The 23,580-nt window shown below is 55.4% G+C and carries 25 protein-coding genes; 11 read left to right on the top strand and 14 right to left on the bottom strand.

What is annotated here, in order from left to right:
* Together ACTH5D_RS06135 and ACTH5D_RS06130 are read right to left on the bottom strand one after the other, a co-directional pair.
* Nucleotides 1-526 (bottom strand): metal ABC transporter ATP-binding protein (locus ACTH5D_RS06135; protein WP_441669296.1); only part of this gene is annotated, 526 nt, incomplete at its 3' end.
* A 33-nt stretch (nt 527-559) separates the two neighbouring features.
* The gene (locus tag ACTH5D_RS06130; protein WP_096278142.1) at nt 560-1,522 is read right to left on the bottom strand and encodes a metal ABC transporter solute-binding protein, Zn/Mn family; all 963 of its coding nucleotides are present in this window, start codon (nt 1,520-1,522) and stop codon (nt 560-562) included.
* A 296-nt stretch (nt 1,523-1,818) separates the two neighbouring features.
* On the opposite strand from ACTH5D_RS06130, the gene ACTH5D_RS06125 reads away from it, so the two are divergent.
* Complete coding sequence (locus ACTH5D_RS06125; RefSeq protein ID WP_096278140.1) at nt 1,819-2,175, top strand: hypothetical protein; 357 nt, start codon at nt 1,819-1,821, stop codon at nt 2,173-2,175.
* 98 nt (nt 2,176-2,273) lie between these two features.
* Here the strand turns inward: ACTH5D_RS06125 and ACTH5D_RS06120 are convergent, their stop codons facing one another.
* The 5 genes from ACTH5D_RS06120 to trmB all read right to left on the bottom strand — a co-directional run bounded on the left by ACTH5D_RS06120 (nt 2,274) and on the right by trmB (nt 8,843).
* Entirely contained in the window at nt 2,274-3,170 is an 897-nt protein-coding gene (locus ACTH5D_RS06120) for an AEC family transporter (RefSeq protein WP_096278138.1), read from the bottom strand.
* 67 nt (nt 3,171-3,237) lie between these two features.
* Nucleotides 3,238-6,210: a bifunctional [glutamate--ammonia ligase]-adenylyl-L-tyrosine phosphorylase/[glutamate--ammonia-ligase] adenylyltransferase gene (gene glnE / locus ACTH5D_RS06115; RefSeq protein ID WP_441669293.1), complete on the bottom strand. Its 2,973-nt coding sequence runs from the start codon at nt 6,208-6,210 to the stop codon at nt 3,238-3,240.
* A gap of 86 nt (nt 6,211-6,296) precedes the next feature.
* Nucleotides 6,297-6,668 (bottom strand): diacylglycerol kinase, encoded by a 372-nt coding sequence (locus ACTH5D_RS06110; RefSeq protein WP_096278136.1) that lies wholly within the window; start codon nt 6,666-6,668, stop codon nt 6,297-6,299.
* A gap of 34 nt (nt 6,669-6,702) precedes the next feature.
* A complete protein-coding gene (gene dacB, locus ACTH5D_RS06105) occupies nt 6,703-8,181 on the bottom strand; it encodes a D-alanyl-D-alanine carboxypeptidase/D-alanyl-D-alanine endopeptidase (RefSeq protein WP_441669291.1) in 1,479 nt (492 codons plus the stop codon).
* Entirely contained in the window at nt 8,178-8,843 is a 666-nt protein-coding gene (gene trmB / locus ACTH5D_RS06100; RefSeq protein WP_441669289.1) for a tRNA (guanine(46)-N(7))-methyltransferase TrmB, read from the bottom strand. The genes dacB and trmB overlap by 4 nt, the downstream gene beginning before the upstream one ends.
* A gap of 209 nt (nt 8,844-9,052) precedes the next feature.
* Between trmB and ACTH5D_RS06095 the strand changes: the two genes are divergently transcribed.
* The 7 genes from ACTH5D_RS06095 to ACTH5D_RS06065 all read left to right on the top strand — a co-directional run bounded on the left by ACTH5D_RS06095 (nt 9,053) and on the right by ACTH5D_RS06065 (nt 16,165).
* Nucleotides 9,053-10,936 carry a beta-ketoacyl synthase gene (locus ACTH5D_RS06095; protein WP_441669298.1) on the top strand — a complete coding sequence of 628 codons (1,884 nt, stop codon included), beginning with the start codon at nt 9,053-9,055 and terminating at the stop codon, nt 10,934-10,936.
* The gene (gene coaD / locus ACTH5D_RS06090) at nt 10,933-11,427 is read left to right on the top strand and encodes a pantetheine-phosphate adenylyltransferase (protein WP_441669287.1); all 495 of its coding nucleotides are present in this window, start codon (nt 10,933-10,935) and stop codon (nt 11,425-11,427) included. The genes ACTH5D_RS06095 and coaD overlap by 4 nt, the downstream gene beginning before the upstream one ends.
* Nucleotides 11,428-11,499: 72 nt before the next feature.
* The gene (locus ACTH5D_RS06085) at nt 11,500-11,748 is read left to right on the top strand and encodes a YfhL family 4Fe-4S dicluster ferredoxin (protein WP_235040289.1); all 249 of its coding nucleotides are present in this window, start codon (nt 11,500-11,502) and stop codon (nt 11,746-11,748) included.
* A gap of 17 nt (nt 11,749-11,765) precedes the next feature.
* Nucleotides 11,766-13,070, top strand: coding sequence for an MATE family efflux transporter (locus ACTH5D_RS06080; protein WP_441669285.1), 1,305 nt, complete (start codon nt 11,766-11,768; stop codon nt 13,068-13,070).
* A gap of 134 nt (nt 13,071-13,204) precedes the next feature.
* Nucleotides 13,205-14,515: a short-chain fatty acid transporter gene (locus tag ACTH5D_RS06075; RefSeq protein ID WP_441669283.1), complete on the top strand. Its 1,311-nt coding sequence runs from the start codon at nt 13,205-13,207 to the stop codon at nt 14,513-14,515.
* A gap of 84 nt (nt 14,516-14,599) precedes the next feature.
* The gene (locus tag ACTH5D_RS06070) at nt 14,600-15,127 is read left to right on the top strand and encodes an acyl-CoA thioesterase (RefSeq protein ID WP_441669281.1); all 528 of its coding nucleotides are present in this window, start codon (nt 14,600-14,602) and stop codon (nt 15,125-15,127) included.
* 33 nt (nt 15,128-15,160) lie between these two features.
* Nucleotides 15,161-16,165 carry an ion transporter gene (locus tag ACTH5D_RS06065; RefSeq protein ID WP_441669279.1) on the top strand — a complete coding sequence of 335 codons (1,005 nt, stop codon included), beginning with the start codon at nt 15,161-15,163 and terminating at the stop codon, nt 16,163-16,165.
* Between the two features lies 1 nt (nt 16,166).
* Here the strand turns inward: ACTH5D_RS06065 and ACTH5D_RS06060 are convergent, their stop codons facing one another.
* Entirely contained in the window at nt 16,167-17,561 is a 1,395-nt protein-coding gene (locus ACTH5D_RS06060; protein ID WP_441669277.1) for an aminotransferase-like domain-containing protein, read from the bottom strand.
* A gap of 97 nt (nt 17,562-17,658) precedes the next feature.
* On the opposite strand from ACTH5D_RS06060, the gene ACTH5D_RS06055 reads away from it, so the two are divergent.
* Nucleotides 17,659-18,264 (top strand): LysE family translocator, encoded by a 606-nt coding sequence (locus ACTH5D_RS06055; RefSeq protein WP_441669275.1) that lies wholly within the window; start codon nt 17,659-17,661, stop codon nt 18,262-18,264.
* A gap of 28 nt (nt 18,265-18,292) precedes the next feature.
* On the opposite strand, the gene ACTH5D_RS06050 is transcribed toward ACTH5D_RS06055, so the two are convergent.
* Together ACTH5D_RS06050 and ACTH5D_RS06045 are read right to left on the bottom strand one after the other, a co-directional pair.
* Nucleotides 18,293-18,664 carry an I78 family peptidase inhibitor gene (locus ACTH5D_RS06050; RefSeq protein ID WP_441669273.1) on the bottom strand — a complete coding sequence of 124 codons (372 nt, stop codon included), beginning with the start codon at nt 18,662-18,664 and terminating at the stop codon, nt 18,293-18,295.
* Nucleotides 18,665-18,774: 110 nt separating this feature from the next.
* On the bottom strand, nt 18,775-18,906 hold the full coding sequence (locus ACTH5D_RS06045; protein WP_441669271.1) for an entericidin A/B family lipoprotein: 132 nt from the start codon (nt 18,904-18,906) through the stop codon (nt 18,775-18,777).
* 195 nt (nt 18,907-19,101) lie between these two features.
* Here ACTH5D_RS06045 and ACTH5D_RS06040 point away from each other — a divergent pair, with 195 nt between their 5' ends.
* On the top strand, nt 19,102-19,521 hold the full coding sequence (locus ACTH5D_RS06040; RefSeq protein WP_441669269.1) for an HIT domain-containing protein: 420 nt from the start codon (nt 19,102-19,104) through the stop codon (nt 19,519-19,521).
* A gap of 7 nt (nt 19,522-19,528) precedes the next feature.
* Here the strand turns inward: ACTH5D_RS06040 and ACTH5D_RS06035 are convergent, their stop codons facing one another.
* The 4 genes from ACTH5D_RS06035 to ACTH5D_RS06020 all read right to left on the bottom strand — a co-directional run bounded on the left by ACTH5D_RS06035 (nt 19,529) and on the right by ACTH5D_RS06020 (nt 22,231).
* On the bottom strand, nt 19,529-20,572 hold the full coding sequence (locus ACTH5D_RS06035) for a nickel/cobalt transporter (protein ID WP_441669267.1): 1,044 nt from the start codon (nt 20,570-20,572) through the stop codon (nt 19,529-19,531).
* A gap of 80 nt (nt 20,573-20,652) precedes the next feature.
* Entirely contained in the window at nt 20,653-21,318 is a 666-nt protein-coding gene (locus ACTH5D_RS06030; protein ID WP_441669265.1) for a DUF1007 family protein, read from the bottom strand.
* Nucleotides 21,315-21,674, bottom strand: coding sequence for a hypothetical protein (locus ACTH5D_RS06025; protein ID WP_441669263.1), 360 nt, complete (start codon nt 21,672-21,674; stop codon nt 21,315-21,317). Before ACTH5D_RS06025 ends, ACTH5D_RS06030 begins: the two co-directional genes overlap by 4 nt.
* Nucleotides 21,671-22,231 (bottom strand): hypothetical protein, encoded by a 561-nt coding sequence (locus ACTH5D_RS06020; RefSeq protein WP_096278103.1) that lies wholly within the window; start codon nt 22,229-22,231, stop codon nt 21,671-21,673. Before ACTH5D_RS06020 ends, ACTH5D_RS06025 begins: the two co-directional genes overlap by 4 nt.
* Before the next feature lie 120 nt (nt 22,232-22,351).
* Here ACTH5D_RS06020 and ACTH5D_RS06015 point away from each other — a divergent pair, with 120 nt between their 5' ends.
* Nucleotides 22,352-23,488 (top strand): glycerate kinase, encoded by a 1,137-nt coding sequence (locus ACTH5D_RS06015; protein ID WP_441669261.1) that lies wholly within the window; start codon nt 22,352-22,354, stop codon nt 23,486-23,488.
* The last annotated feature ends 92 nt before the right edge of the window (nt 23,489-23,580 follow it).

The raw sequence follows: 23,580 nt of genomic DNA, 5'->3' as shown, positions 1-23,580 counted from the left end.
TGGTCGCATCAACGCCGGCCATTGGCTCATCAAGAAAATAAACATCAGCCTTCTGAACCAGGGCGCGAGCGAGAAAAACCCGCTGCTGCTGGCCACCGGATAGCTGACTGATTTGACGATCCGCTAACGCGCGCATCCCCACCATATCGAGCGCCTCAAGCGACTCTTCGCGTTCCTTGCGTCCGGGCCGTTTAAACCACCCCAGCCGACCATATAGGCCCATCGTCACTACATCGAGTGCGGTGGTCGGAAAATCCCAGTCAACGCTTGAACGCTGGGGCACATAGCCCACGCGCTTGCGCTGCGACTTATACGACTTTCCATCTATAAAGGCCTCCCCGGAAAGCGAAGGCACCAATCCCAGCAGGCTTTTAATCAGTGTGCTTTTGCCCGCACCGTTAGGACCGACAATACCGGCCATAACACCTGATGGAATATCGATATTGATATCCCACAGCACGGGCTGGCTGTGATAGCTAACAGTCAAATCATTAACACTTAACGCGACACGCTCATCACGCACCATAAACGCTCTCCGCAGCTAAACTGTTGCGTGCCTTCACTCGGCTATCTCCCAACGCTCTGCCCATTCAGAAAGCGCGTCTGGCATGGGCGCTAAGGTGCCTCCCAGCGCCTCTACAATATGCCGAGTGTTGGCGTAGATCATGCCGATATAAGTACCGTCTGCGGTATTGGCATCGCCCATTGCATCGGAATACAGCTCGCCGCCGATAGCAACCTCATGCCCGCGCTGGCGAGCTGCATCAATGACCGCTTGAATGGTACGCGGATTAATCGTGCTTTCTACAAAGATAGCGGGGACTTCACGCTCCACCACCACATCGGTCATGCTCCGAATATCTGCGATACCGGTTTCGGTTTCAGTGCTAATCCCCTGAATGCCTTCCACCTCAATACCGTAAGCGCGCCCATAATAGCCAAAGGCATCGTGGGCGGTTACCAAAATGCGCCGACGCTCTGGAATGCTTTCAATACTTTCAGCCACCCACGCGTGCAGCGCGTTCAACTGCTCTTCGTATTTCGTGGCATTGGCTTCGATAGATGCTTGGCACTCAGGCCTTGCCGTCGTAAAAGCGTCGCTGATTGCAGGTATTGTTTGCGCCCAAAGCGAAACGTCCATCCACAAGTGGGGGTCAATGCCGTACACATCTTGAGACGTCATAAGCTCAGCGGGATCAATACCTGAGGGCCCTACCGCTAGCGTCGGTTTACTGTGCGAAAAGTTTTCCAGCACAGCGCCTAACTGGCCTTCCAAGGAATAGCCTGCATAGAGAATTTGCTCTGCTTGTCTCAGCATGGCGACATCGCTGGCATTCGCTTGATACAGATGGGGATCAACGCCAGGGCCCATCATCGCTTCTACTTCAACGCATTGGCCACCCACTTCTTGGGCAACATCGGCAATCATGCCAATAGTTGTCACCACGTTTAGCGGTGACTCATTGGCTGAAATTAAGGGTGCAAAGGACATCATCCCCAGTAAAGCTACTACTCGCTTCATCGCTCTCTTCCCCCAAGAATGTCCAAATCTTATGTTCACAACACATCGATAAAGCTCTCGATGCTGAAACCAGAACGTTGAGGCTAGTCAACAACTCGCAACAAGATAAGCTCAAGCAATTTATATTCACACATGGAAACAAACATAGCAATGGCTAACTTTTGGCAAAGTTGCGCTCTCAGTAAAACGCAACGTCTCTGTGTATACGCCCAACATACCGAGGTGAACTTATTCGCTAAGCTGGCCTCCAAAGCGTACTGTGCACTCAATTGTGCAAGTCAATGATGGAGGCTCTAATGCCACAGATGAATCGCGACCAACGTAATGCTGCATGGCAAGCGGCTAACCAATGGCGTGCTCGCGCAACGCAAACTCAGCCCACCGGTTTAGCCGGCAGTTTAAAGCTGCTCTTTACATGGTTGGCGTTTGGCGCGCTAATGATCGTCGGCGTGGTGCTTGGTCTGTTTTTCTTATTGATTGGCTGGGCGATGATGCCGTTTATGCGCCATAAGATGAAAAAGCGTATGGAGCAAATGCGCGCAGAACAAGCGCAAGACATCGGTGGCGGCTATGCTAACCCACATGCGCCATCACAGCGCCCAGGCCACCAGGACGCATTAGACGGTAGTTATGAAGTAAAAGATGATCGCTAATTAGCCTGTCACTTTAAGCATCTAAGCGTCAGGCATCGCTGTTATTGGTTATCGTGCTTGCAGCGATGCTTTATGACACGGGGCTTATGAGATAGGCCTTATGATACGGGTGCGTATATCCAGGTAAATGCCGCGGCTAACGTTAGCGGCATTACGACCAAACTCCCTAAATTACCAATCAGCACCAGCGAAGCTACCTTTTGCGGTGCCAGCTGGTATTGCTCTGCAACCAAGTAATTCAATACTGCAGGTGGCAACGTTGCAAACACTAGCAGCACGGCCGTTTGCAGCGCATTCAGTGGCAGCAGCCACATTAACGGCAAGGCAATCACTAATCCGGAAAGCGGACACAGCACCGCCCCCAGCATGCCCGTGCGCCAATCGCTAAAGTCGATTTCCAGCAGCCGGACCCCTAATGCAAACAGCATGAGCGGAATACATACCCCGCCCAGCATATGCATGGCCTCTAGCAGCCAGCCCGGCAGCGCTAAATCACCAATATTCACGGCTAAGCCCGCCACACTCGCCAAGACAATCGGCATGCGCAGCATGCGCCACAGCGACGTGCGCGGATTGAGCATGTAAATCCCTATCGAAAAATGCAGCAGCATTTCGACAATAAATACCACGACCGCCGCGGGCAGCGCCTCAGGACCAAAGGCCAGCACCAATAGCGGCACGCCCATATTGCCTGCATTATTAAACATCATCGGAGGCAGGAAGGTTTTGATGTCTAACGATAGCCATTTAGCCAGTGGCCACAGTACCAGCCCCGACCCTAGCACCACCGCAACTGCCGCCGTGGCGAGCCAAGCGTATTCGGCTAGCGGCGCCTGGCGGTCGGCCAGCACGGCAAACACTAGTAGAGGGACGAACAGCTCCATGTTTAGCGTATTGAGGCTGCGAATATCCGGCGTGCGGTAGCGCCCGTAAACAGCGCCACAGCCGGCGATCAAAAACACCGGCAGCAGCGTGCCCAGAATATGCCCAATCATGTGGCTCGCCCTGCCTTGCGCCTTAGCATCATTTATTCTTCCAGATTATGTTGATAGCGACGGCTGGCTAGAGATCGTTAGCCATGGGCGGCTCAAGAAAACGCTGCCAAAGGGCCGTCACTATTTCACGCTGACGGCTAAATTCCTCACCATCGCTACGCGTTTTTTCACCGGTCAGCGCTGCACGATGAGTAGCGCTACGATAGGCAAGGTAGGCTTCTCGAAGGCGCTCTGCTTCATCGAAAGGTAAGTACCCACTCTCTGTCAGACTCTCTAAAATCCGAACATTATCACTGTAGGTCAGCAGCGCCGGAGTTTGGTTAGCAAGCGCTAACACCGCGTACTGGCAAAGAAACTCGATGTCGACCATCCCGCCCGCATCGTGCTTAACATTGAACGTATCGCTGGTGGCTTTACTGCCCAGATGATCGCGCATTTTCTGACGCATTTTGACGACTTCGTCTCGCAACGCGGCGTTATCACGCTGACGAGATAAAATGTCGCCCCGAAGGCTGCCAAATTTTTCGGCGAGTAAACCGCTGCCTGCCACGACCCGTGCGCGCACTAATGCCTGATGCTCCCAGGTCCAGGCATTCTGATGCTGGTAATCGGCAAAGGCTTTCAATGATGTGACCAATAGCCCTGAATTGCCCGAAGGTCGCAGGCGCATATCAACCTCATAAAGACTGCCCGCCGGCGTCACCGCCGTCAGCAGGTGAATAATGCGCTGACCCAGGCGGGTAAAAAACATCGTTGTATCAATGGGCCTGGGGCCGTCAGTCGCACCTTTGCCGTCGCTATCATGCAAAAACACCAGGTCTAAATCGGAGCTGTAGCCCAACTCAATGCCACCCAGCTTGCCGTAGCCAATAATTAAAAACTCGGCCTCACTGGCATTGACCCCCTCAGGCACGCCGTGCTTACGCGTAATGTGCTTCCACGCCATCGCCAGCACCGCGTCAAGAATCACTTCGGCAATAAAGGTTAAGTAATCACTCACTTTCATCAAATGCCGAGTACCCGCAACATCGGAGGCGGCGACGTGCAGCGTTTTGGCATGCTTAAAGACCCGCAGCGCCTCCAGCTGCGCCTCTTCATCATCTTCGGGCAAGCGGTTCAGCGTTTGGCGCAGCTCGTCCGCCAAGCGTGCCTTATCGGCAGGCGTATATAGCGTCTCTGGCGTCAACAGCTCGTCGAGCAAAATGGGGTAGCGCGACAGCTGTTCGGCAATCCAGGGGCTGGCAGCGCACAGGTGCATAAGGTTCTCAAGCGCATGCGGATTTTCGCGCAATAGCGCAAGGTAAGCGGTACGCCGTAAGACGGCTTCAATTAACGGCTGCACGCGCACAAGGGCCGTGTCCGGCGCATCGTTACTCGCCACGGCATCCAGTAAGAGCGGCATTAGTGCGTCCAGCCGCTCAAAGCCAATCCGCTGCATGCTTTGTACTTGGCGCGAGTGATACAGGCTCTGCAGCCGCTTAAGGGCTTTTTCGGGTTCGTGAAAACCTGCCTCGGTAAGATGCGCGATGGCCTCGTCTGCGTCTAACTCGCCGCGCCACATTAGCCGCCACTGAGCCAAACCCAACTGGCTGGCATCATTTGCCTCGTCGACATCGTCTTCGGGGTCCGCGATCACCGCATCAAAGTGCTGGCGCACCCGTTCACGCACTTCATCAAGCTGCGCCATCAAGCCAGACCAATCTTCATGGCCCATGGCAAAGGCCACCCGCTCACGATCACTATCATCGATAGGCAAGGTCTGTGTCTGGCGATCTTCCAGCGCTTGAAGTGCGTGCTCAATATCGCGTAAAAAAGCGTAATCGGGCAGTAGCTCATCAACCACAGCTTGAGGCAACAAGCCTAGCTCGGGCAATCGGTTGAGCGCGGTTTTCAGCGACGTCACCTGCAGCTCCGTATCGCGACCGCCGCGAATTAGCTGAAAGGCCTGCACTACGAACTCAACCTCGCGAATGCCGCCAGGGCCAAGCTTGATATTGCTCTGCATACCTTTGCGCTTTACTTCGCGATTAATCATCGCTTTCAGCTCGCGCAGCGACTCAATCGCGCCAAAATCCAGATAGCGGCGATACACAAAGGGACGCAGCCCTGCTAGCAGCTCATGCCCTGCATCTACATCGCCCGCCACCGGGCGCGCCTTCAGCATGGCATAACGTTCCCACTCGCGGCCCTGATCTTGATAGTAGCTGGACAGCATCGCAAAACTGCCTACTAGCGGGCCTCCATCGCCTAGTGGCCGCAGGCGCATATCAACGCGGAAGGCAAAACCATCGGCAGTCATAGCATCCAGCGCGGCAATTAGCTTTTGGCCCAGCTTAGTAAAATACTCCTGATGTTCTAACGGTTTCCGCCCGCCCTGGGTTTCGCCTTTTTCGGGAAAAGCAAAGATAAGATCGATATCAGAGGAAAGATTAAGCTCCCTGGCCCCCAGCTTGCCCATCCCTAAAATAACCAGCCGCTGGGGCGTCCCGTCTTTGCGTGGAGCGGGCGTGCCCCAGCGTGTGGCGTAAAACTGCTCAAGCCAGGTTAGCGCAGCTTCAAGGCATAGCTCGGCAAGCCCAGACACCGCCGCGGCGGTATCCCACATGGAGTGGTTGGGCACTCGGTTAAGATCACGCCAGATAATGCCCAGCATACGCTGACGGCGAAAACGGCGTATTACTCGCTGCATACCTTCTTCGTCATCGATCCGCTCAAGCGACTCATTCAGCCAGTTTTCCAGCGCTTCGCGCCCTGGGTTTACGTCTAGCTCGCCGGCGACATCAAGCTCCGTCAGCCAGTGCGGGTATCGGGCAAGGCTATCCACCAAGAAGGTTGAGATCGACAGCACTCTAGCCAGGGCCTCGCGACGGGCTTCAGAAAGGCCCTGCCAGTTACTTGAGGGCAGCTCCTGCTGAGTCATCTCGGCGACATTATCCGCCTGGGCTAGCGCCTCAACCAAGCGCTGCCAAGCAGATTGGGCCACTGTTTGTAACGACGCTGGCAGCGTCGACAACGGTAAAAAATCGTTGTTCACTTGCATGATCACCTCGCTGCCAAGCACGTTTATCGGCGTTGAAAAAGTTCGTCTAGTTAGCTAGTTATTAAACTTGGCCTTCCAACCCCGACTTAGCTATAGAATTTTTCCCAACCTAACAGCCCCCAGGTAAGCCCGGCCATAATCAGCGACAGCATAACCGCCGCAGAGCCAATGTCCTTAGCCCGCCCAGAAAGCTCGTGATGCTCGGTGCCAATGCGATCGACCACGTTTTCAATCGCACTATTGAGCAGCTCTACTATCAGCACCAAAAACAGGCTTCCCACGAGCAGCAGCCAGCTAACAGGGCCCTCACCAATCCACCAGGCAAACGGCAGCATAACCGCCGTGATGCCAACTTCCTGACGAAAAGCCGATTCGTTTCTAAACGCGGCTTTAAGGCCTTTCCATGAATAACGCGTGGAGTGAACCAAATGTGTTAAGCCGGTATGCCCTGGTTTCATACACGTTGCCTCACCTTGTGAGCGTAAAGTTGAATCAGTTCGCTAAAATCATTGCATCTAGATCAAGAGACAGCGGATCCAGCACCTCGGGCCAGCTTAGGTAAGGCGTACTGCCGTTACCGTTGACCAGAACACTAAACACTCCCCAGCGCCCTTGCGCCGTACGAAAGTAACCCGCAGCAGCGCGAACCGCGAAGGGTTGGTTTAGCGTACCTGTTTTTAACATGACATTGTTTTGAAACGTCGCTGAGCCACGTCGAATAAAACGCATCACCCCATTAGCCGGCGATTGAAACGCCGCGACAAAACTTGGAAACAGAGCGCTCTGATGAAACATGTCCTCTAGCATCACGTTCACACCTTGCGCAGACGTCCGGTTTTCCGTCGTTAGCCCACTGCCGCTGTATAGCGTTAACGGCCCGTGCCCAGGCAGGCCCTGAGCGTATGCTGCGACCGCTTGGCCCGCTTGGCGCAGCTGCGCTTGTGGTTTCTCGACTAGATCCAGCGCCAGCACATCAGCCATATAATTATTGGAGTAATTCATGATGCGCAGCAGTATCTCTTGTAACGGCTGACCGTCGATCGCCGCCAATCGCTGGGCCGTGCTGGGCGGCTGGGTGGAGCTAACCCGCCAAGGCTCACGCACTTGAATACCCGCCTGATTGAGCATATTCAGCAATACTTGTGCTGTTTTTTCAGCCGCATCGCCCGCACCGCGATAGATATCCTGGGCGCTGGCATTGGTTGAAATCTGCCCGGTGAGACGCATGATATCGCCGCGTTCGTCCGTCATCCGTTCAGCACTGATCTCTGTGCCGCTGTTCGCCGGGCGAGTCGTCACTTGATTATCAATGGTGATCAACGGTGCCTGGCTGTCGCACAGGCCAACGCGTGCAGGCTCACCGGCAACGGCGGCGGGGGCAACATTAACGCACCAGGTGCCGAAATCAACGCCTGCCGAAGAAAGCGGTGCGCTGTAAGCGTTAGTGACCTGGGTCAGGGCATTGCAGCGGTCAGTGGTAATGCAATCGACAGGCCCAAAGCGCCACTGGCTAACCACCAACGCACCGTCAACGTCGCGAACCCCTGCTAAGTGCAAACGCTGCACCAAGCGCCATAAATTTTCAGTGGTCAGGCCCGGATCTCCCCCGCCCTCAAACACTAAATCACCGCTCAGCACGCCATTATCCACCCGGGCAGAACTCACTAACTGGCTAGTAAAGCGATGCTGTGGACCAAAACGATTCAGCGCCGCCGCGGCTAAATACGTCTTGGTTACCGACGCTGGAGACATCTGACGGTCAGGATTCAAACTGCCTAGCAACGCATTGGCGTTTGAGTCAGCGTCGAGTAGTCGCGCCTCAGCGCTGATCGAGAACCCCTTATCTTCTAATTGCCCTAAGCGATTAAAGTCGGCAAGCAGCGGGGAACTGGCCAGCAGTGCCGCGGTGGTGATGCTAACAACAGAAATACCACGCTGCAGACGCGCAGCTAGGTTAAAAAAATGCGTCATGTTCGCTCCAAATCAACGCGTAAACGCCACAGCGCCTGGCCGCTTTGCGAATACTTAGCTTCAAACGGGGTTAAATAATCACCGTCGGGGAAAATTTCGGCAATGCTCGACTGCTTACCGGTCACCTGAGCCACCGCTGAAGCAAACTCCTCAACGTATATTGGCCAGTTGGAGCGCAACTCAAGGCATCCCCCAAGGGCCAACAGTGTGGGTAAAATAGGATGACCATGCCAGCGCATTTTTAGGTGGCCAGACTTAGGATAAGGATTAGGGTAAAGCAGATAGTGCCGCTCGGGTGCCCAGCCAGCCTGCTGGGCGAGCCGCCAGAAATCCACAAGGTCCGCTCGAACCAGCAGAGCGTTTGCCGGCAGGTCACCGTGATCACGACCCAGCCTATGCTCACTACGATCAATGCCAATCACCGCTCGGGTTGGGAACTGGATCGCCAACTGACGTGTCGATAGCCCTACACCGCAACCTGAATCGAGTATCAGCGGCGTTTGGCGGGCCTGAAACCACTCCGCTGCCAGCGCAAAACTGTGCTTGGTATGGTCGGCAATTGGCTTGCGCAGCGGATACGCTAACGCTCGGCTGACTTGGCGCGCTAGATCGTGGTGGGGGCCAGATTGATTAGAAACCACTGATCGAGAATTATGCTGCATGCCATCTCTCGGCTGAAAAGCCGTGATTCTATCAGTCTAGAACGCTTGCGGCATGACGCCATTGCACGCCCGGTGCTATCATCACGCCTTAATTGCTTATGAAGCGCATGACTCTGGTCATTATACGGTCCGAGTATTGCCAAAAACCGTCATTACCACCATCGCACCACGAGGAACCCGGCTTGTCACACTTACCGGTGATTGTCGGCATGGGTGGCATCAATCCCGCAGGCAGAACATCTGGCCATCAGGCCTTCCGCCGCACCGTGCTTGATGCTCTTCCTGCTGACCAGCAACGCCAGACACTGGAAGGCTTGGCGGCGCTTATGCGTCTTGTTCAGCACTCCGACAAAGGTTGGCTTGATCAGTCTGGCCAGCCCGTAGATGCCCCTGCTGAGTCGCTGCGTGAACAGGTGCTTAACCATACCCTGATCCGCCGCAATGAAGACCCGCGCTTTCTCGACCCGGGGATGCCGTCTAATCGGCAAGCCAGCATGCATCTTGCTGAGCCGATGCGCTTTACGCTGCGTCGACGCCAACTGCCCGATCACCTGCCGGCAGACTGGCAGGTGCGCGACATTGATGCCCGAGAGGTAGAGGTCAGCGTGCCCGCAGGCGTGTTAGAGGTACTGCTACCCGATGCGCAGGTTCCTAAAGTGCGTGCTGCGGCTCAGCTACCCAGCGGGTTTGATCCCGCCAGCCTATACCGCAGCGTGCACCACCCTCGCGGCCTATCACTGGCGGTGTTTGGCGCCAGCGACTGTTTGGGCGCCAGCGGCCTTTCCTGGGAAACGCTGCGACAACAGCTGAGCCCGGATCATATTGCCGTGTATGCCGGAAACTCTATTGGTCAATTGGACGATCAGGGCTGGGGGGGCTTACTGAAGAGCCTTGTGAGCGGCCAGCGCGCTACGTCTAAGCAGATGCCGCTGGGCTATGGCCAAATGCCTGCCGACTTTTTAAACGCCTACGTGCTTGGCAGCGTAGGCGGCACCGGCGCTGCATTAGGCGCCTGCGCGAGCTTCCTTTATAACCTGCGCCTGGGCATTGACGATATTCGCTCCGGACGCCGGCAGGTAGTGATGGTAGGCACCGCCGATGCCCCCATTACGCCAGAAATTATTGAAGGCTTTCGGGCCATGGGTGCGTTGGCTGACGATGCAGGCCTGAAAGCGCTGGATGCTCTGGAGCTGCTCACTGATGCTGACTACCAGCGCGCCTGCCGGCCGTTTGCACGCAACTGCGGCTTTACAATGGCAGAAGCCAGCCAGTTCGTAATGTTAATGGACGATACCTTAGCGATGAATGTCGGCGCCGACATTCTGGGCGCCGTGCCCGATGTATTCGTCAATGCTGACGGCTATAAGCGTTCGATCTCCGCACCGGGCATTGGCAACTACATCACCCTGGGTAAAGCGGCCGCGCTAGTGCGCGACATGCTTGGTGAAAAAGCACTGAAAGAACGCAGTTTTGTGCATGCCCATGGCACCAGCACGCCCAAAAATCGCACCACTGAATCTCATGTCCTGGATGAAATTGCTCGTGCCAACGGGATCAACGATTGGCCCGTGGTCGCCATTAAAGCGTTTATCGGCCACTCGCAAGGTTCAGCTGCAGGCGACCAGCTAGCGAGCGCCTTAGGCAGCTTTGCCCACGGCCTGCTACCGGGAATCCCCACGCTTGACGCGGTGGCCGACGATGTCTATGCCGAGCGGCTACGCTTTTCGCAAACGACACAAGCATTTCATGCCGATGCCGCTTTTATCAATGCCAAAGGCTTCGGGGGCAATAATGCCACCGGCGTGGTGCTTTCCCCTGCGGTGACCGAGCGCCTGCTCACTCAGCGCCATGGTGAAGCTGCAGTGCTCGTCTGGAAAGAGCGTCGCGAGACGACTCGCCTAACCGCGGCGGCCTATCTTGCCCAGGCTGATTCTGGCCACTACGCACCCCGCTATCAATTTGGCGAAGCGGTGCTTGAAGGTTCAGAGCTGGATATCCATGCTGACCGAATTCACATTCCCGGCTACGATCACGCTATCTCGTTAACCAGCGATAATCCGTTTGGCCGGCTTGATGAGGAAACCTCGTCATGAGTATCGGCAATGCCAATATCGCCGTTTACCCAGGCACCTTCGACCCGATCACCAACGGCCATTTCGACCTGATTGAGCGTGGTGCGCAATTGTTCGACAAGGTGGTGATTGCGGTCGCAGAAAGCCCGGGCAAACGCCCCAACCTCACCTTGGCAACGCGTATAGCCTTAGCAAAAACGGTTTGCGAGGCGCTGCCTAACGTTGAGGTGATTGGCTTTTCAAACTTGCTCACCGCCATGATGCACGAACAGGGTGCATCGATCATATTACGCGGCCTGCGCGCGATATCCGATTTTGAGTACGAGCTGCAGCTTGCCAATATGAACCGCGCTCAAAATCCAGAGCTCGAAAGCGTGTTTCTCACGCCCGCGGTAGAAAATTCGTACATCTCTTCGACCATTGTGCGGGAAATTGCCAAGCTCGGCGGCGACATTTCCCCATTAGTTCATCCCCAGGTCGCCGAGGCGCTGCGTAAGCATTACACTAACTAGCCAACGCCATTGTTGAGTAAAACACTCAGGTATTGATCCCCTGAGTGCGCCAGCCATCCGCGAGGTACGCCCATGGCCCTGATGATTACCGACGAGTGCATTAACTGCGACGTCTGCGAGCCCGAATGTCCCAATGACGCTATTTCCCCAGGCGAGGAGATTTACGTCATCAACCCTAGTCTGTGCACCGAGTGCGTCGGTCATTTTGACGAGCCGCAGTGCCAGCAAGTGTGCCCGGTAGACTGTATTCCACTCGACCCTGAGCGCCACGAAAGCCAAGAACAGCTGATGACGAAGTACCGCATCATCACTGCCGCTTAAGCGGCTCAGTCCTTAACATGCGCATTTGGGCCCTCGCCTGGCCAATCATTTTATCTAACATCACCGTCCCACTGCTGGGCCTGGTGGATACCGCCGTGGTTGGACACCTGCCGGACTCTCGCTATTTAGCGGGCGTCACGCTAGGCGCGATGCTATTTAGTTTCCTTTACTGGGGATTTGGCTTTTTGCGTATGGGCACCACAGGGCTGGTTGCTCAAGCCATGGGGCGCGAGAACGACACTGACGTGCAAAACCTGCTGGGCCAGTCGCTGATCATGGCAATCGTGATCGGCGTCCTGCTTATTCTATGTGCGTCCCCACTAATCTCACTAGGGCTATGGCTATTAGACGGTAGCGAAGTGGCCACTCACCTAGCCCGTGAATATGCCCGCATACGCCTTTGGTCGGCACCAGCCGTTCTCGCTAACTATGCGATTTTAGGATGGTTTCTCGGCCAGCAAAATTCACGCGTCACCCTAATGATTTTGCTACTGACCAACAGTGTCAATATCGCACTGGATATCTGGTTTGTGATGGGACTGGGAATGACCAGCAACGGCGTCGCTTGGGCCAGCGTGATTGCTGACTACACGGCCTTTGCGTTCGGTGGCTATTTAGTACTGCGCCAGCTAGCCACGCTGAAAGGTACTTTTTTGCGCGAACGTCTGCTCGCGCTAGCGGCCTACACCGCGCTTTTTCACGTTAATGCCAATCTGTTCGTGCGCACGCTAGGGCTATTATTCGTCATGGCCTTTTTTACCGCTCAGGGCGCGCGCCAAGGCGACACCATACTGGCTGCCAATGCGGTACTCCTGCAATTTATCATGCTGACCAGCTATGCCCTGGATGGCTTTGCCCACGCGGCAGAATCGCTGGTGGGGCGCGCTTACGGCCGCAAAGACTGGCGTGTGTTTGCGCTTACCGTGCGCGCCGCCGCACGTTTTTCGTTTTGGACCGCGGGCACGGCGGCCTGCCTGTTCGCCGTGGGGGGTAATGGGCTGGTGGCCCTGCTTACCGGCCTTGAAGACGTACGCATAACCGCGGCGCAGTACCTGCCGTGGATGGTGGTTATGCCGCTGATTGCGGTGTGGAGCTATCTACTCGACGGCATCTTTATTGGCACCACCGGCGTGCGCGAAATGCGCAACAGTATTTTTATCGGTCTCGCCGCGTACCTACCCGCCTGGTGGCTAACCCAAGGGCTCGGCAACCATGGGCTCTGGCTATCGTTTATGCTGTTTACCCTGGTTCGCTCGGCGGTATTGATCCATTACTATCGCCGTCACTACCATCGCCGCTACCAGCTAAACCGCTGGCGCTAAAACAGGGCAACTAGCGTTAACTAAGCTAACGTGAGATGAAGCGTGGTGCTTCAAGGTGAAAAATACCGCCCTCCCCCGTATATTAGCCACGGAGCAGCCACGCACTTCCTAATAATGAAAAAAGAGAGCATCCCATGCTTAAAATGATATCAAAACCGGCGGTCAAGCTGGTGGAGCGCTATCTGCCTGACCCGTACATTTTCGTTCTGCTGCTGACGCTCATCGCGTCAGTCGCCGCGATTGCTATTGAGCGCCAGTCACCGCTGGCCGTCTTACGGTTTTGGGGTGACGGTTTCTGGGGCCTGCTGACCTTCTCCATGCAGATGCTACTAGTGCTAGTGACAGGCTTTATGCTGGCAAGCTCTCCACCGGTAAAGCGCATTCTGCAAAAAATTGCCGGCACCGCCAAAACGCCCGGTGGCGCTATCATTTTAGTCACGCTGGTCTCATTGGCAGCTAGCTGGATCAACTGGGGATTTGGCCTGGTTGTCGGCGCGCTATTTGCTAAAGAGCTGGCACGTCTGATTCGCGTTGACTACCGGCTATTGGTTGCCAGCGCCTATTCAGGCTTCGTCGTTTGGCACGGCGGCTTAGCGGGCTCGATACCGCTGACGATTGCGACCGAGGGACACTTTGCCGCTGATCAAATTGGCGTCATTGGCACCGGCTCAACGATTTTTGCCTTCTTCAACATCGCAATCGTGATCTGCCTGTTTATCGCGATTCCTCTCGTCAACCGCATGATGCTGCCAGATGAAAAGGATAACGTTTACGTAGATCCTAAAGTGCTCGACGATGAGCCAGAGCCAATGGGGCGTATTACACGGCCGGCTGAAAAGCTCGAAAACAGCATGGCTCTCGCGCTGCTGGTCGGGGTACCTGGGCTACTTTTTTTACTGGATCACTTTTTACTGCGCGGAGGCAGCCTGAACCTTAACGTGGTTAACTTCCTGTTTTTGTTCCTGGCCATTGTGCTACACCGCACGCCACGTAATTTATTGAACAGCCTAAACGAGGCGATTAAAGGCGGCGCAGGTATCGTTATTCAGTTCCCATTTTACGCGGGCATTATGGCGATCATGGTGCAGTCCGGGTTAGCAGAAAGCATGTCCGAATGGCTGGTGTCCTTTGCCACGGCGACAACGCTACCGTTCTGGTCATTTATTAGTGCGGGGATTGTCAACCTATTTGTACCTTCCGGTGGCGGCCAGTGGGCGGTGCAGGCACCGGTCATGCTACCTGCAGCTCAAGCGTTGGGTGCCGATATTTCACGCGTAGCCATGGCCGTTGCTTGGGGCGACGCCTGGACTAACCTGCTGCAGCCTTTCTGGGCATTGCCGGTGCTCGCCATTGCCGGACTGAAGGCGAAAGACATCATGGGCTTCTGCCTGATTCAACTATTTATCACCGGTATTATTATCTCCATCGGACTGGTGTGGTTCTAGCACTTCTCCATTGCCCGCCGCTGAATCATCACTGAGGAGCGGCGGGCAATCCTTAACGTTTCACGATAACCGCAGGAATATCGCATGACCGACGCCGAAATAAGTGCGAATAGCGCCCTGCCCGGGCAGCACGAACTGTCGATGACCGTACTGATGACGCCAGATATGGCTAATTTCAGTGGAAAAGTTCACGGCGGCGCCATTCTTAAAAAACTCGATGAAGTCGCGTTTGCCTGCGCCAGCCGCTATTCGGGCCATTATGTGGTGACACTGTCAGTGGATCAGGTGCTGTTTAAACAGCCGATTCATGTTGGCGAGCTGGTCACCTTTTTAGCCAGCGTCAATCACGTTGGGCGCTCATCAATGGAAATTGGCATCAAGGTCGTGGCTGAGGATATTCGCCATAAGCTTATTCGCCACACCAACAGTTGCTACCTGACCATGGTCGCTGTCGATGCTGATGGCAAACCCGCCAGCGTGCCGCCGCTTAATTTGGCAACCCCGCTGCAGAAACTGCGATTTGAAAAGGCCGCCCTGCGCAAGAAGCTGCGTAAACAGGCAGAAAAAGAAGAGCGCCTGACCCAGCAACAGTATCAGTCGCGAGCTCAGTAAGAGCACTGCATCGCCCAACGACAAGGAGTTCGTATGCCCGCTAGGGAACGCTATCCGCACCTGCCTAAAGCCGTTGAATATGCCCACATCGGTTGGGATTTTCTTATCCTGGCGGCGGTGGTCATCAACCTTGGGCTACTGCTATTTGATTCACTGTTCCTGCTAGGCCCTATCAACCAAGGCATTGCCAGCATCGCACCGAGTTTTCACACCTTCTACGCTGACGTGATACATAGCCGTTTTACGACTATCGATTTAATATTCGTCAGCTTTTTTATCGTTGATGTACTGCTGGGCTGGTCCATCGCGATTGCCGAGCGGCGCTACCACCGGTGGTTCTTTTACCCCTTCGTACATTGGTATGACGTGCTGGGCTGTATTCCTCTGGCCGGCTTCCGCCTGCTGCGGATTCTACGCGTGGTGTCGCTGATCCACCGCCTGCATCGCCTCGGCCTTATTGATGTTACTCGCTGGGATATCACCCTGTTTTTTGCCAAATACTACGATATTTTGCTTGAAGAGCTTTCTGATCGCATTGCCCTTCGCCTATTGACTAATGTGCAACAGCAGATCCGCGGCAGCGATTCGCTGACCGAGCGGATCATTGAGCGTGTGATTATGCCGCGCAAGGCACAGCTAATTCAGGAAATCGTTCAGCGTTTGGAGAGCACTGTCGGTGAGGCTTACCAGCATAATCGTCAATCCATCATGGCGGCGATCAGTGATTTGGTGCATCGAACCCTGCGCGAAAGCCCAGAGATTCAGCGGCTGCACCGGCTGCCGATGGGCCAGCAGGCAACCAGCGCGATGGAAGCCTCTTTAAGCGGCGTTGCCCAGCGTTTAGTCGATGAGCTGATGCTGGGCATTCATTCTGACGAATTCAGGCAGTTAGTAGAACGCACCGCCGACAGCGGCTTTGACACTTGGTTAACGGTCGATGAAGGCAGTAGCCGCGTGACAGAGCAGGTGCTATACGATGTTCTCGAAATGCTAAAAGACCAAGTGCGCCATCAAGGATGGAAAGACCGTTATGAATAATTTATAACGTAGCGGGCGCCAGCGGGCGCTCAGTTAAACAGGCAGCAATAACGCTCAATGCATGGATGAGTTTGCTATGATCTGACGCCGCGCCAATACATAAACGAATCGCTTGTGGCGCTGGCGTGCTCCCGACACAAAATGGCTCTGCGCTGCTGACCTTCACGCCCCGCTGCAGTAATCGTTCACATAACTCCACCGCGCGACGACCCTCCGGCAGCGTGAGCCAAACATTGCTGCTATGTGAACGCCCACTCAGGGTAAAACCTTGTAGCCATTCGGCCGTTAATCGCTGACGTTCAGCTAACTCTTGGGTTTGCCAAGTAAGCAGCTCCTTAGCTGCCTCCTGACTGACCCAGTGACAGGCCACATCAACCATCAATGGGGGGACCATCCAACTCTGCGAGCGGAGCCCCGTCGCAAGTCGCTCATGCAAACACGTCGGCGCTCGTAGCACACCAATACGCAGTCCGCCCGCGAGTACTTTAGCGGTGCTGAAAACGTAAAGCGTGCGCTCCGGCGCAAGCTGATAAAGCGGCGTGCCGCGCTGCTCTACCGGCAAATATTGCACGCCATCTTCAATCAGCCAAATATCATAGCGCCTTGCTAACGCCACCAGCTGTTCGCGACGCGACTCTCTTAAACAGGCACCGGTGGGATTGTTCTGATCCGGTGTCAGGTAAATAGCTCGGGGAGGCTGTCGGGCACACTGAGCCTCAAGAAGATCGATCCGCATTCCCTCATGGTCTTGACCGATTCCAACCAGTTTAAGGTGCGCCTGTTGCGCGGCGCTAATAGCGCCAGGGTACGTTAACGCATCAGCGGCCAACAGCTCGCCCGGCCGCAGTAACGTACTGATCGCTAAGCTGATACCGTGCTGGCCACCTTGAGTAATAAATAGTTCATCGGCACTCAACGGCATTCCCAAGCTATTCAACCAGCTCGCTAGCGCATCACGCTGCTCACGGCGACCTTGGGCCTCTTGATAGGTAACCCCCCGAGCTAATGCGGCCCCTGACTGGCTTAAGGCAACCAGTGCTTCACTCAGCAGCAACTGACGCAACGGATGTGGTGGCGGCAAGCTAAGGCTTAAATCGATCACGCCAGGCGTTTCGTCATTGTGAAATGTCGGACTAAAAGCGCTGGCTTGGGATTCGCTTTTCACATAGGTGCCACTGCCTACCCTGGCCGACACCCACCCATTGCGCTCAGCCTCAGCATAACCGCGCGTCACCGTACCGACGGTCACCCCTAGCGCATCTGCCAACCGGCGCTGAGGCGGCAAACGCTGCCCAGGTAGCAGTGTCCCGGCCTGAATGGAGGATTCGATGGCGCTGGCAATAGCACGATAACGTGGTCCAGAAAACTCACTTAATGAAGGCACCCAGATTGTCATGGTGACAATAAAACCTTTGACGTCATTTTAATCCCCATTATGCTAGCAAAAGCAGTCTTAAGACAACCTTGAAACGCATATTGTATGGATACAAAAAATGAATAGTGAGTGGTTAATTCTGGGCCCTGCCGCACTTTATATGATGTCGATGACGCTAACGCCTGGCCCGAACAACATCATGCTCACTGCGTCTGGGGCTAACTTCGGTTTTCGGCGTACGCTGCCGCATATGTGGGGGATTTTGGGTGGCTGCTTTGTACTGTTCGCGGGTATTGCGCTGGGCTTAGGTGTGTTGTTTGAGCGCTATCCATCGCTCCAGCTCGCCTTGCGCTGGCTCGGCAGCCTGTATTTGCTCTATTTGGCGTGGAAGATTACCACCGCACCGCCACCCAATCTTAAGACCCAGGAACACAGCGTGCCGTTTACATTTTGGCAGGCGGCGACGTTTCAGTTTGCTAACCCTAAAGCGTGGGTGATGGGGCTTGCTTTGATGGCGGGCTTCCTGCCGGAAAGCGGCCCTCCGGTGCTTAACGCCCTGATACTGGCTGGCTTCGCGGAATTGGTGGGCCTACCCTGCATTGCTCTATGGGCCGCCTTTGGCAGTGCCATTGGGCAATGGATCAAAAGCGACCGCGCATGGCGTGCGTTCAATATAACGATGGGCGCACTGACCGCCGCCTGCGTTGTACTGATTTTACGCTAACGCTGCATGTGTCAAAGCGCCGAGCGTCTTAGCCGCAGCGCACATCGGCAATAACATCTTGATCATCAAGATGAATGTTCAAGCGATCAGGACGATGATCCATGGTTGCCATGTCGTTTGGACGTAAGACACGCACCTGGCTGGCGCCGCTTTCGCTTTGCAGCTGGGACACCCCGGCTTCATCGAATGACTCACCTATCGCATAGTTGATAGCCTCTAAATCACAGGTTGAGGCCTGCTCTTGAGCGGCATTGCTGGAAGTGGCCGTTGGCGGGGGCGGTGCGGCATCTACATCATCGTTAGCCGGTGAAATCGGCATTTGAGAACTAACGCACGCCGTTAGCAGCATAGTGAAGGCGCCGATGGCCACCACTTTAGACAGGGTAAAGCGAGGCTTCATCCTTGAGTCTCCAAAACGTAATGAAAAAATGAGCTAATGGACCCGAACGGGCTTGGCGTTAGCCTAGCCCGTGGGAATACTAGCGTTATCTCTAATCCAGACTTAACTCTTTATTCAGCTGCATCTTGGACGGCTTGACCGCCTGCTTGCACATCCTTACCAGCGCCAGAAATAGTGTTACAACCGGACAGAACACCTGCCGTCATCAGCAGCATAAAGCTCATGGCCAATAATTTTTTCATTTACGTTCTCCTGAACGAGTCATTCAAAAATCGAGGGAAACTCCTCTGGCAATGCGACTTACCGCCGGGGAGTTTTTTTAGGGTAACAGCGTTTTCGCGATTGCGCTTGTTTTCCCTACGTCATGCCGTGACTGCTATGCTAATAAACACCTATGATGCTAATAAACACCTATTAAGTAGACGGGAGCCTATTACTTGAACGATTTCACGCTTGATGAACGCCTTACCAACGACACATTCCCCGTGGCGGACCTGCCTCTTTGCCGCGTGCTGCTAATGAATGATGCGCGCTACCCATGGGTCATTCTGGTACCGCGCCACCCAGCGATCGGCGAGATATTTGAACTACCTGCGGCGGATCAACAGCAGCTATGGCGTGAGGCAACCCAGCTAGGCGAAGCAATGAAGGTAGCGATGGGAGGCGACAAACTTAATATTGCCTCGCTTGGCAACGTCGTGAGCCAACTGCACGTGCATGTCGTCATACGTCAGCATGGCGATGCTACCTGGCCTGCGCCTGTTTGGGGCAACGGCACGCCGGAACCTTATGACTTAGAAGGCCAGGCTCACATGCGTGACCAGTTGCTTGCACACATTCAAACGCTAGATGTTTAGCCAGCGCTTACCCGCTAAGAGGGTGGCCAACGCGGGCAGGCGGCTCGTTAAGCAGCGGCCCGCCGGCAGGCTCGACTATTCCCGCAACGCTGAGTGCCCCCCCTAGCAAGACGATGAATGCCCCACCAGCTAAGGCCAGCCAACCAGCGGCTTTTTGAACGCGACGCTCGCTATGCTGCTTAGCCAAACGCCGCTGCGCCCATCCGCGTGCCACAATGCTGGCGACTGCAAGCGCTGAAACGGTGAGGCCCGTGCCAACCGACATCGCGACCACTGACGCAACGCCCACATAGAATTGGCCTAGCAAACTAGCAGCGCCGACCATCAGCACTGCGCCGCTGCAGGGGCGCATACCAATGGCCCCCACCGTCATCAGCGCCGTACGCCAGTCCAATACTTGCTGGGGCTCAATATGATGGGCTCCGCTGCAGCAGTGGCTGTCATGGGCCTCATGATGGTGATCATGCCTATGGCCGTGATTGTGCTGATGGCTGTGACTATGCGCCGCGACGGCTGGCTGATAAGCACGCCGAAGCTGCTTGATGGCTCGCCAACATAGCCATGCACCCAGGGCGGCTACGAGTAGAAAGCTTGCCTGTTCAACCCACACCACGCTGCCCATCGCTTGGCGCGTTACCCAGCCCAAGCCGTACACTAGCACTACCACCAGCATAATGGCGGTCAGTCCCTGAAGTAGGGAGGCTGCAAAAGAGAGCCCTAGCGCACGCTTCACCGCGCCGCCATGAGTGGCTAAATAGGTCGCCAGCACGGCCTTACCATGCCCTGGCCCAGCGGCATGAAAAACACCATAAACAAAGCTAATGCTCAGCAGGCTCACCCATGTCGTCAGCGTAGGAGCGCCTGACAGTTCGGTAATCGCCATCGTGAGCGACCGATGCAAACTTCGCTGCCAGGCCAGCAATTGATAGCTCACGCCCTGTAGCGCACCAGTCCAAACGATAACGGCCAGCGCTGCGCCCACCAGCAGAAAGCAAAGCAGTAAGCCAGCATGGCGTGTGAAGGATCGTGTTAAAGGCCGTGCTAAGGGCATCGTTAGGTCTCGCAGCTAAAAGTTATAAAGTAACATATTGCGACCAATTATCAGCCGATATTTTGTGAAAAACAACACTCTTAGCCACCCGTACAATCAACGCTGCCCGTTTCCGCAAAATAGCGCCCCAACCCTGGCTCACCGCTTTCGCCTTTATCAAGCAATGCGGCTTGCATCACCAGTTCGGGATCGGGGTTAGCGGGCAGAATGCTCAGCTCACAGGAAGGTTCACCCTGAAGGATTAGTGCATCATCGGTGGGCTGATTATCGTCCGCCTCATGCACTACTTCGATGTAGTAGGTGGGGTCAAACACTTGATAGGTAAGGGTTGAATCGGTCAATGATTGAGGTGTTTCCAGCGGCAGAATAAACATGAAAACTAGCCGGCCATCGCGCTCCATAGCGGTATATTCGCTCACCTCACCCAGCGCCTGTTGCTCACCGTTAATGTGTATCTCGGTGAGATAGTGCGCGCCGGAGAGATTGTCGCGAATTTCCTTTCCCAACTGATCAAGCCCCTGTTCAAGGCTTGCATTTTCTACCTGCTGAAGCTCTTCAAAGACAACCAGGCTGTAAAACGGGTCCATTCGCCACGTTTGATATAAACCGCTAGCGACGCCCTGGTCATCTGTCATGACCTGAACGCTCAGATCAATCCAGCCATGCGGGTGCGCGAGGGCCTCCGCACTGACAGCCAAGCCACTCACCCCCATTCCCAATGCCATAGCAGCGTGCGCTAGCCTCATGGCGCAACGCCTAGCTTGCTCTGTAAGGCTACAAGCCATGGATCTAGTACATAGGGAGGCAGCGGCTGATTACCCTGCAGCGCGGAAACACTCACCCTACTACCGCTGCGCTCCTCGATGACCTGCAGCTGCAAACGATATTCAGGCCAACGAGCAAGCGATGCCTCCGCTCGCCCCAGTGAAATGTCCGCATGACGAACGACGTAGCCCTGCTCCACCATGAGTTCTACCGCTTCGCGAAAGGTCTCTTCAGGCGCAGTGGCATAGAAAAGCTCGCGAGTTTCAAGCGGTGCCGTCGTTGCACAGCCTGCCAGCCCGCCCAGCAGACTTACCAGCAGCCAATGGCGAATCATCATAGCGGTGTCCTCGTTACCGGCACGCGTTGTTCAAAACTGGTTTGAAAGCGTCGGCAGAAATCGTCGTTACTGGCGCTATAGGATTCACGTAAATCACCTACGTGATCAAAGCGGCGAATATCTCGGGATATGCGTATATGGGCATCGCTCACCAGCAACGAGACACGCTCCACTTCAACCGGCTGCTGGCCTACCCCGCCGCCAAAACCAATTCCGCCGAGCCCGATACCTACACCGGATCCGCCCCGCCCAAACCCCAATCCGCCAAATACCCGCATTCCCCGCCCATAGCCGTAGGCGTTGTCGTAAGGATCATAATACCCCTGCAGCGCACGCTCACGACTGGCGCTAATCAGACCTAATGTGGTATCGGTGGAGCTTAGTGTAAATCCTTCTTCGATTAGCACATCCACGCTGGCTTTAAGCGCGCCCTCTGCTGAGGTGGGAAAATAACAAGCGGCGGCGGGGGCAGGCTCGGCTTGTGGCAAACGATCAGGAACCGCCTGGCAGCCAGCCAGTGTCAGCAGACAGGTTAAGCTTATCGGTATCGACTTCATGTTAGACCCTCTAACGGACGAGGCCGCTGGTTTACCGCTGATTAGCGCGCTGAGCTCGCCAACAATGGCTGTATTATGATGACAATATTTTGATAAGAACGTTTTGCGGAGTCCGTACCAATGAATATATTGCTTTGCCCTGACAGTTTCAAAGATGCGCTGAGCGCCCAGGCGGCCGCTGAAGCCATGGCCCGGGGTGTAAAACGCGCGGTACCTGATGCACACGTTCAGACCTGCCCCTTGGCTGACGGCGGCGAAGGCAGCCTAGATGCACTGATCGATGCCACCGGCGCAGAACGGCGCCAGTTGAGCGTTCAAGACGCTCTAGGGCGTCCGCGCCAAGCAACGTGGGGCTGGCTAAGCGACCAGCGTACCGCGTTTATCGAACTGGCAGAAGCCAGCGGCTTACAACACCTCATTGCAGAGGAGCGCAACGCCTTAACGACCTCGACGTTTGGCGTCGGTGAGCTGCTACTCGCAGCGCTTGACCAAGGCGCGGAAAAGGCACTATTGCTACTCGGCGGCAGCGCCACCAACGACGGTGGTGCCGGCATGCTGCAGGCGCTGGGTGCTCTGCTGCTCGACCAGCAGGGTAAACCGTTGCCCCCCGGCGGGATGGCGCTTAGCCAGTTAAATCGTTTAGAACTTGAGGGGCTCGACCATCGCCTCGCCAGCCTCACATTAGAAGCGGCGGTTGATGTGGATAATCCGCTGCTGGGGAAACGCGGGGCTAGTGCGGTGTTCGGCCCGCAAAAAGGCGCGTCTTTGCAGCAAGTCGAGCAACTCGATCAAGCGCTTAGCCACTTTGCAGACATCAGTGCGCAAACGCTGGGCTGCGATCATCGGACGCTGCCCGGTGCAGGAGCAGCCGGCGGCATGGGGTTTGCTGCAAAGGCGTTTTTGAACGCCACTCTAAAACCCGGCATTGAAATGATTATGCAGCAGGCCGGCATGGCGGAGCGGCTAGCCCGTGCAGACTTGGTAATTACCGGTGAAGGCCGCCTGGATGGCCAAAGCCTAGCGGGCAAAACACCCATTGGCGTGTCTCGCGCCGCCCAGCGTGCCAATAAACCGGTGATTGTGCTCGCAGGCAGCCTCGGCGATGGCTGGGAAGCCTGCTTTGATGAAGGCGTGACCGCGGCATTTGCGTTAGCCGATGGCCCCATGGCATTAAAAGATGCTCTGCCACGCACCGCCGAGCTGCTTGAGGCACGCTGCGAAAGCCTGCTACGGCTATGGACAGCCTCCCAGCGATAGCGAATGTTTCTCCTCAGGCCTTGAAAAAATCAATGGCTGCCAGCATTTAGTAATCAGTCACAGGCAGCCGACACAGACGTAATGTCGCGGCG

The sequence above is a fragment of the Halomonas sp. genome, assembly GCF_052095695.1.
Classification (GTDB): Bacteria; Pseudomonadota; Gammaproteobacteria; order Pseudomonadales; family Halomonadaceae; genus Vreelandella.
This window is presented reverse-complemented; position numbering and strand designations above follow the sequence as displayed.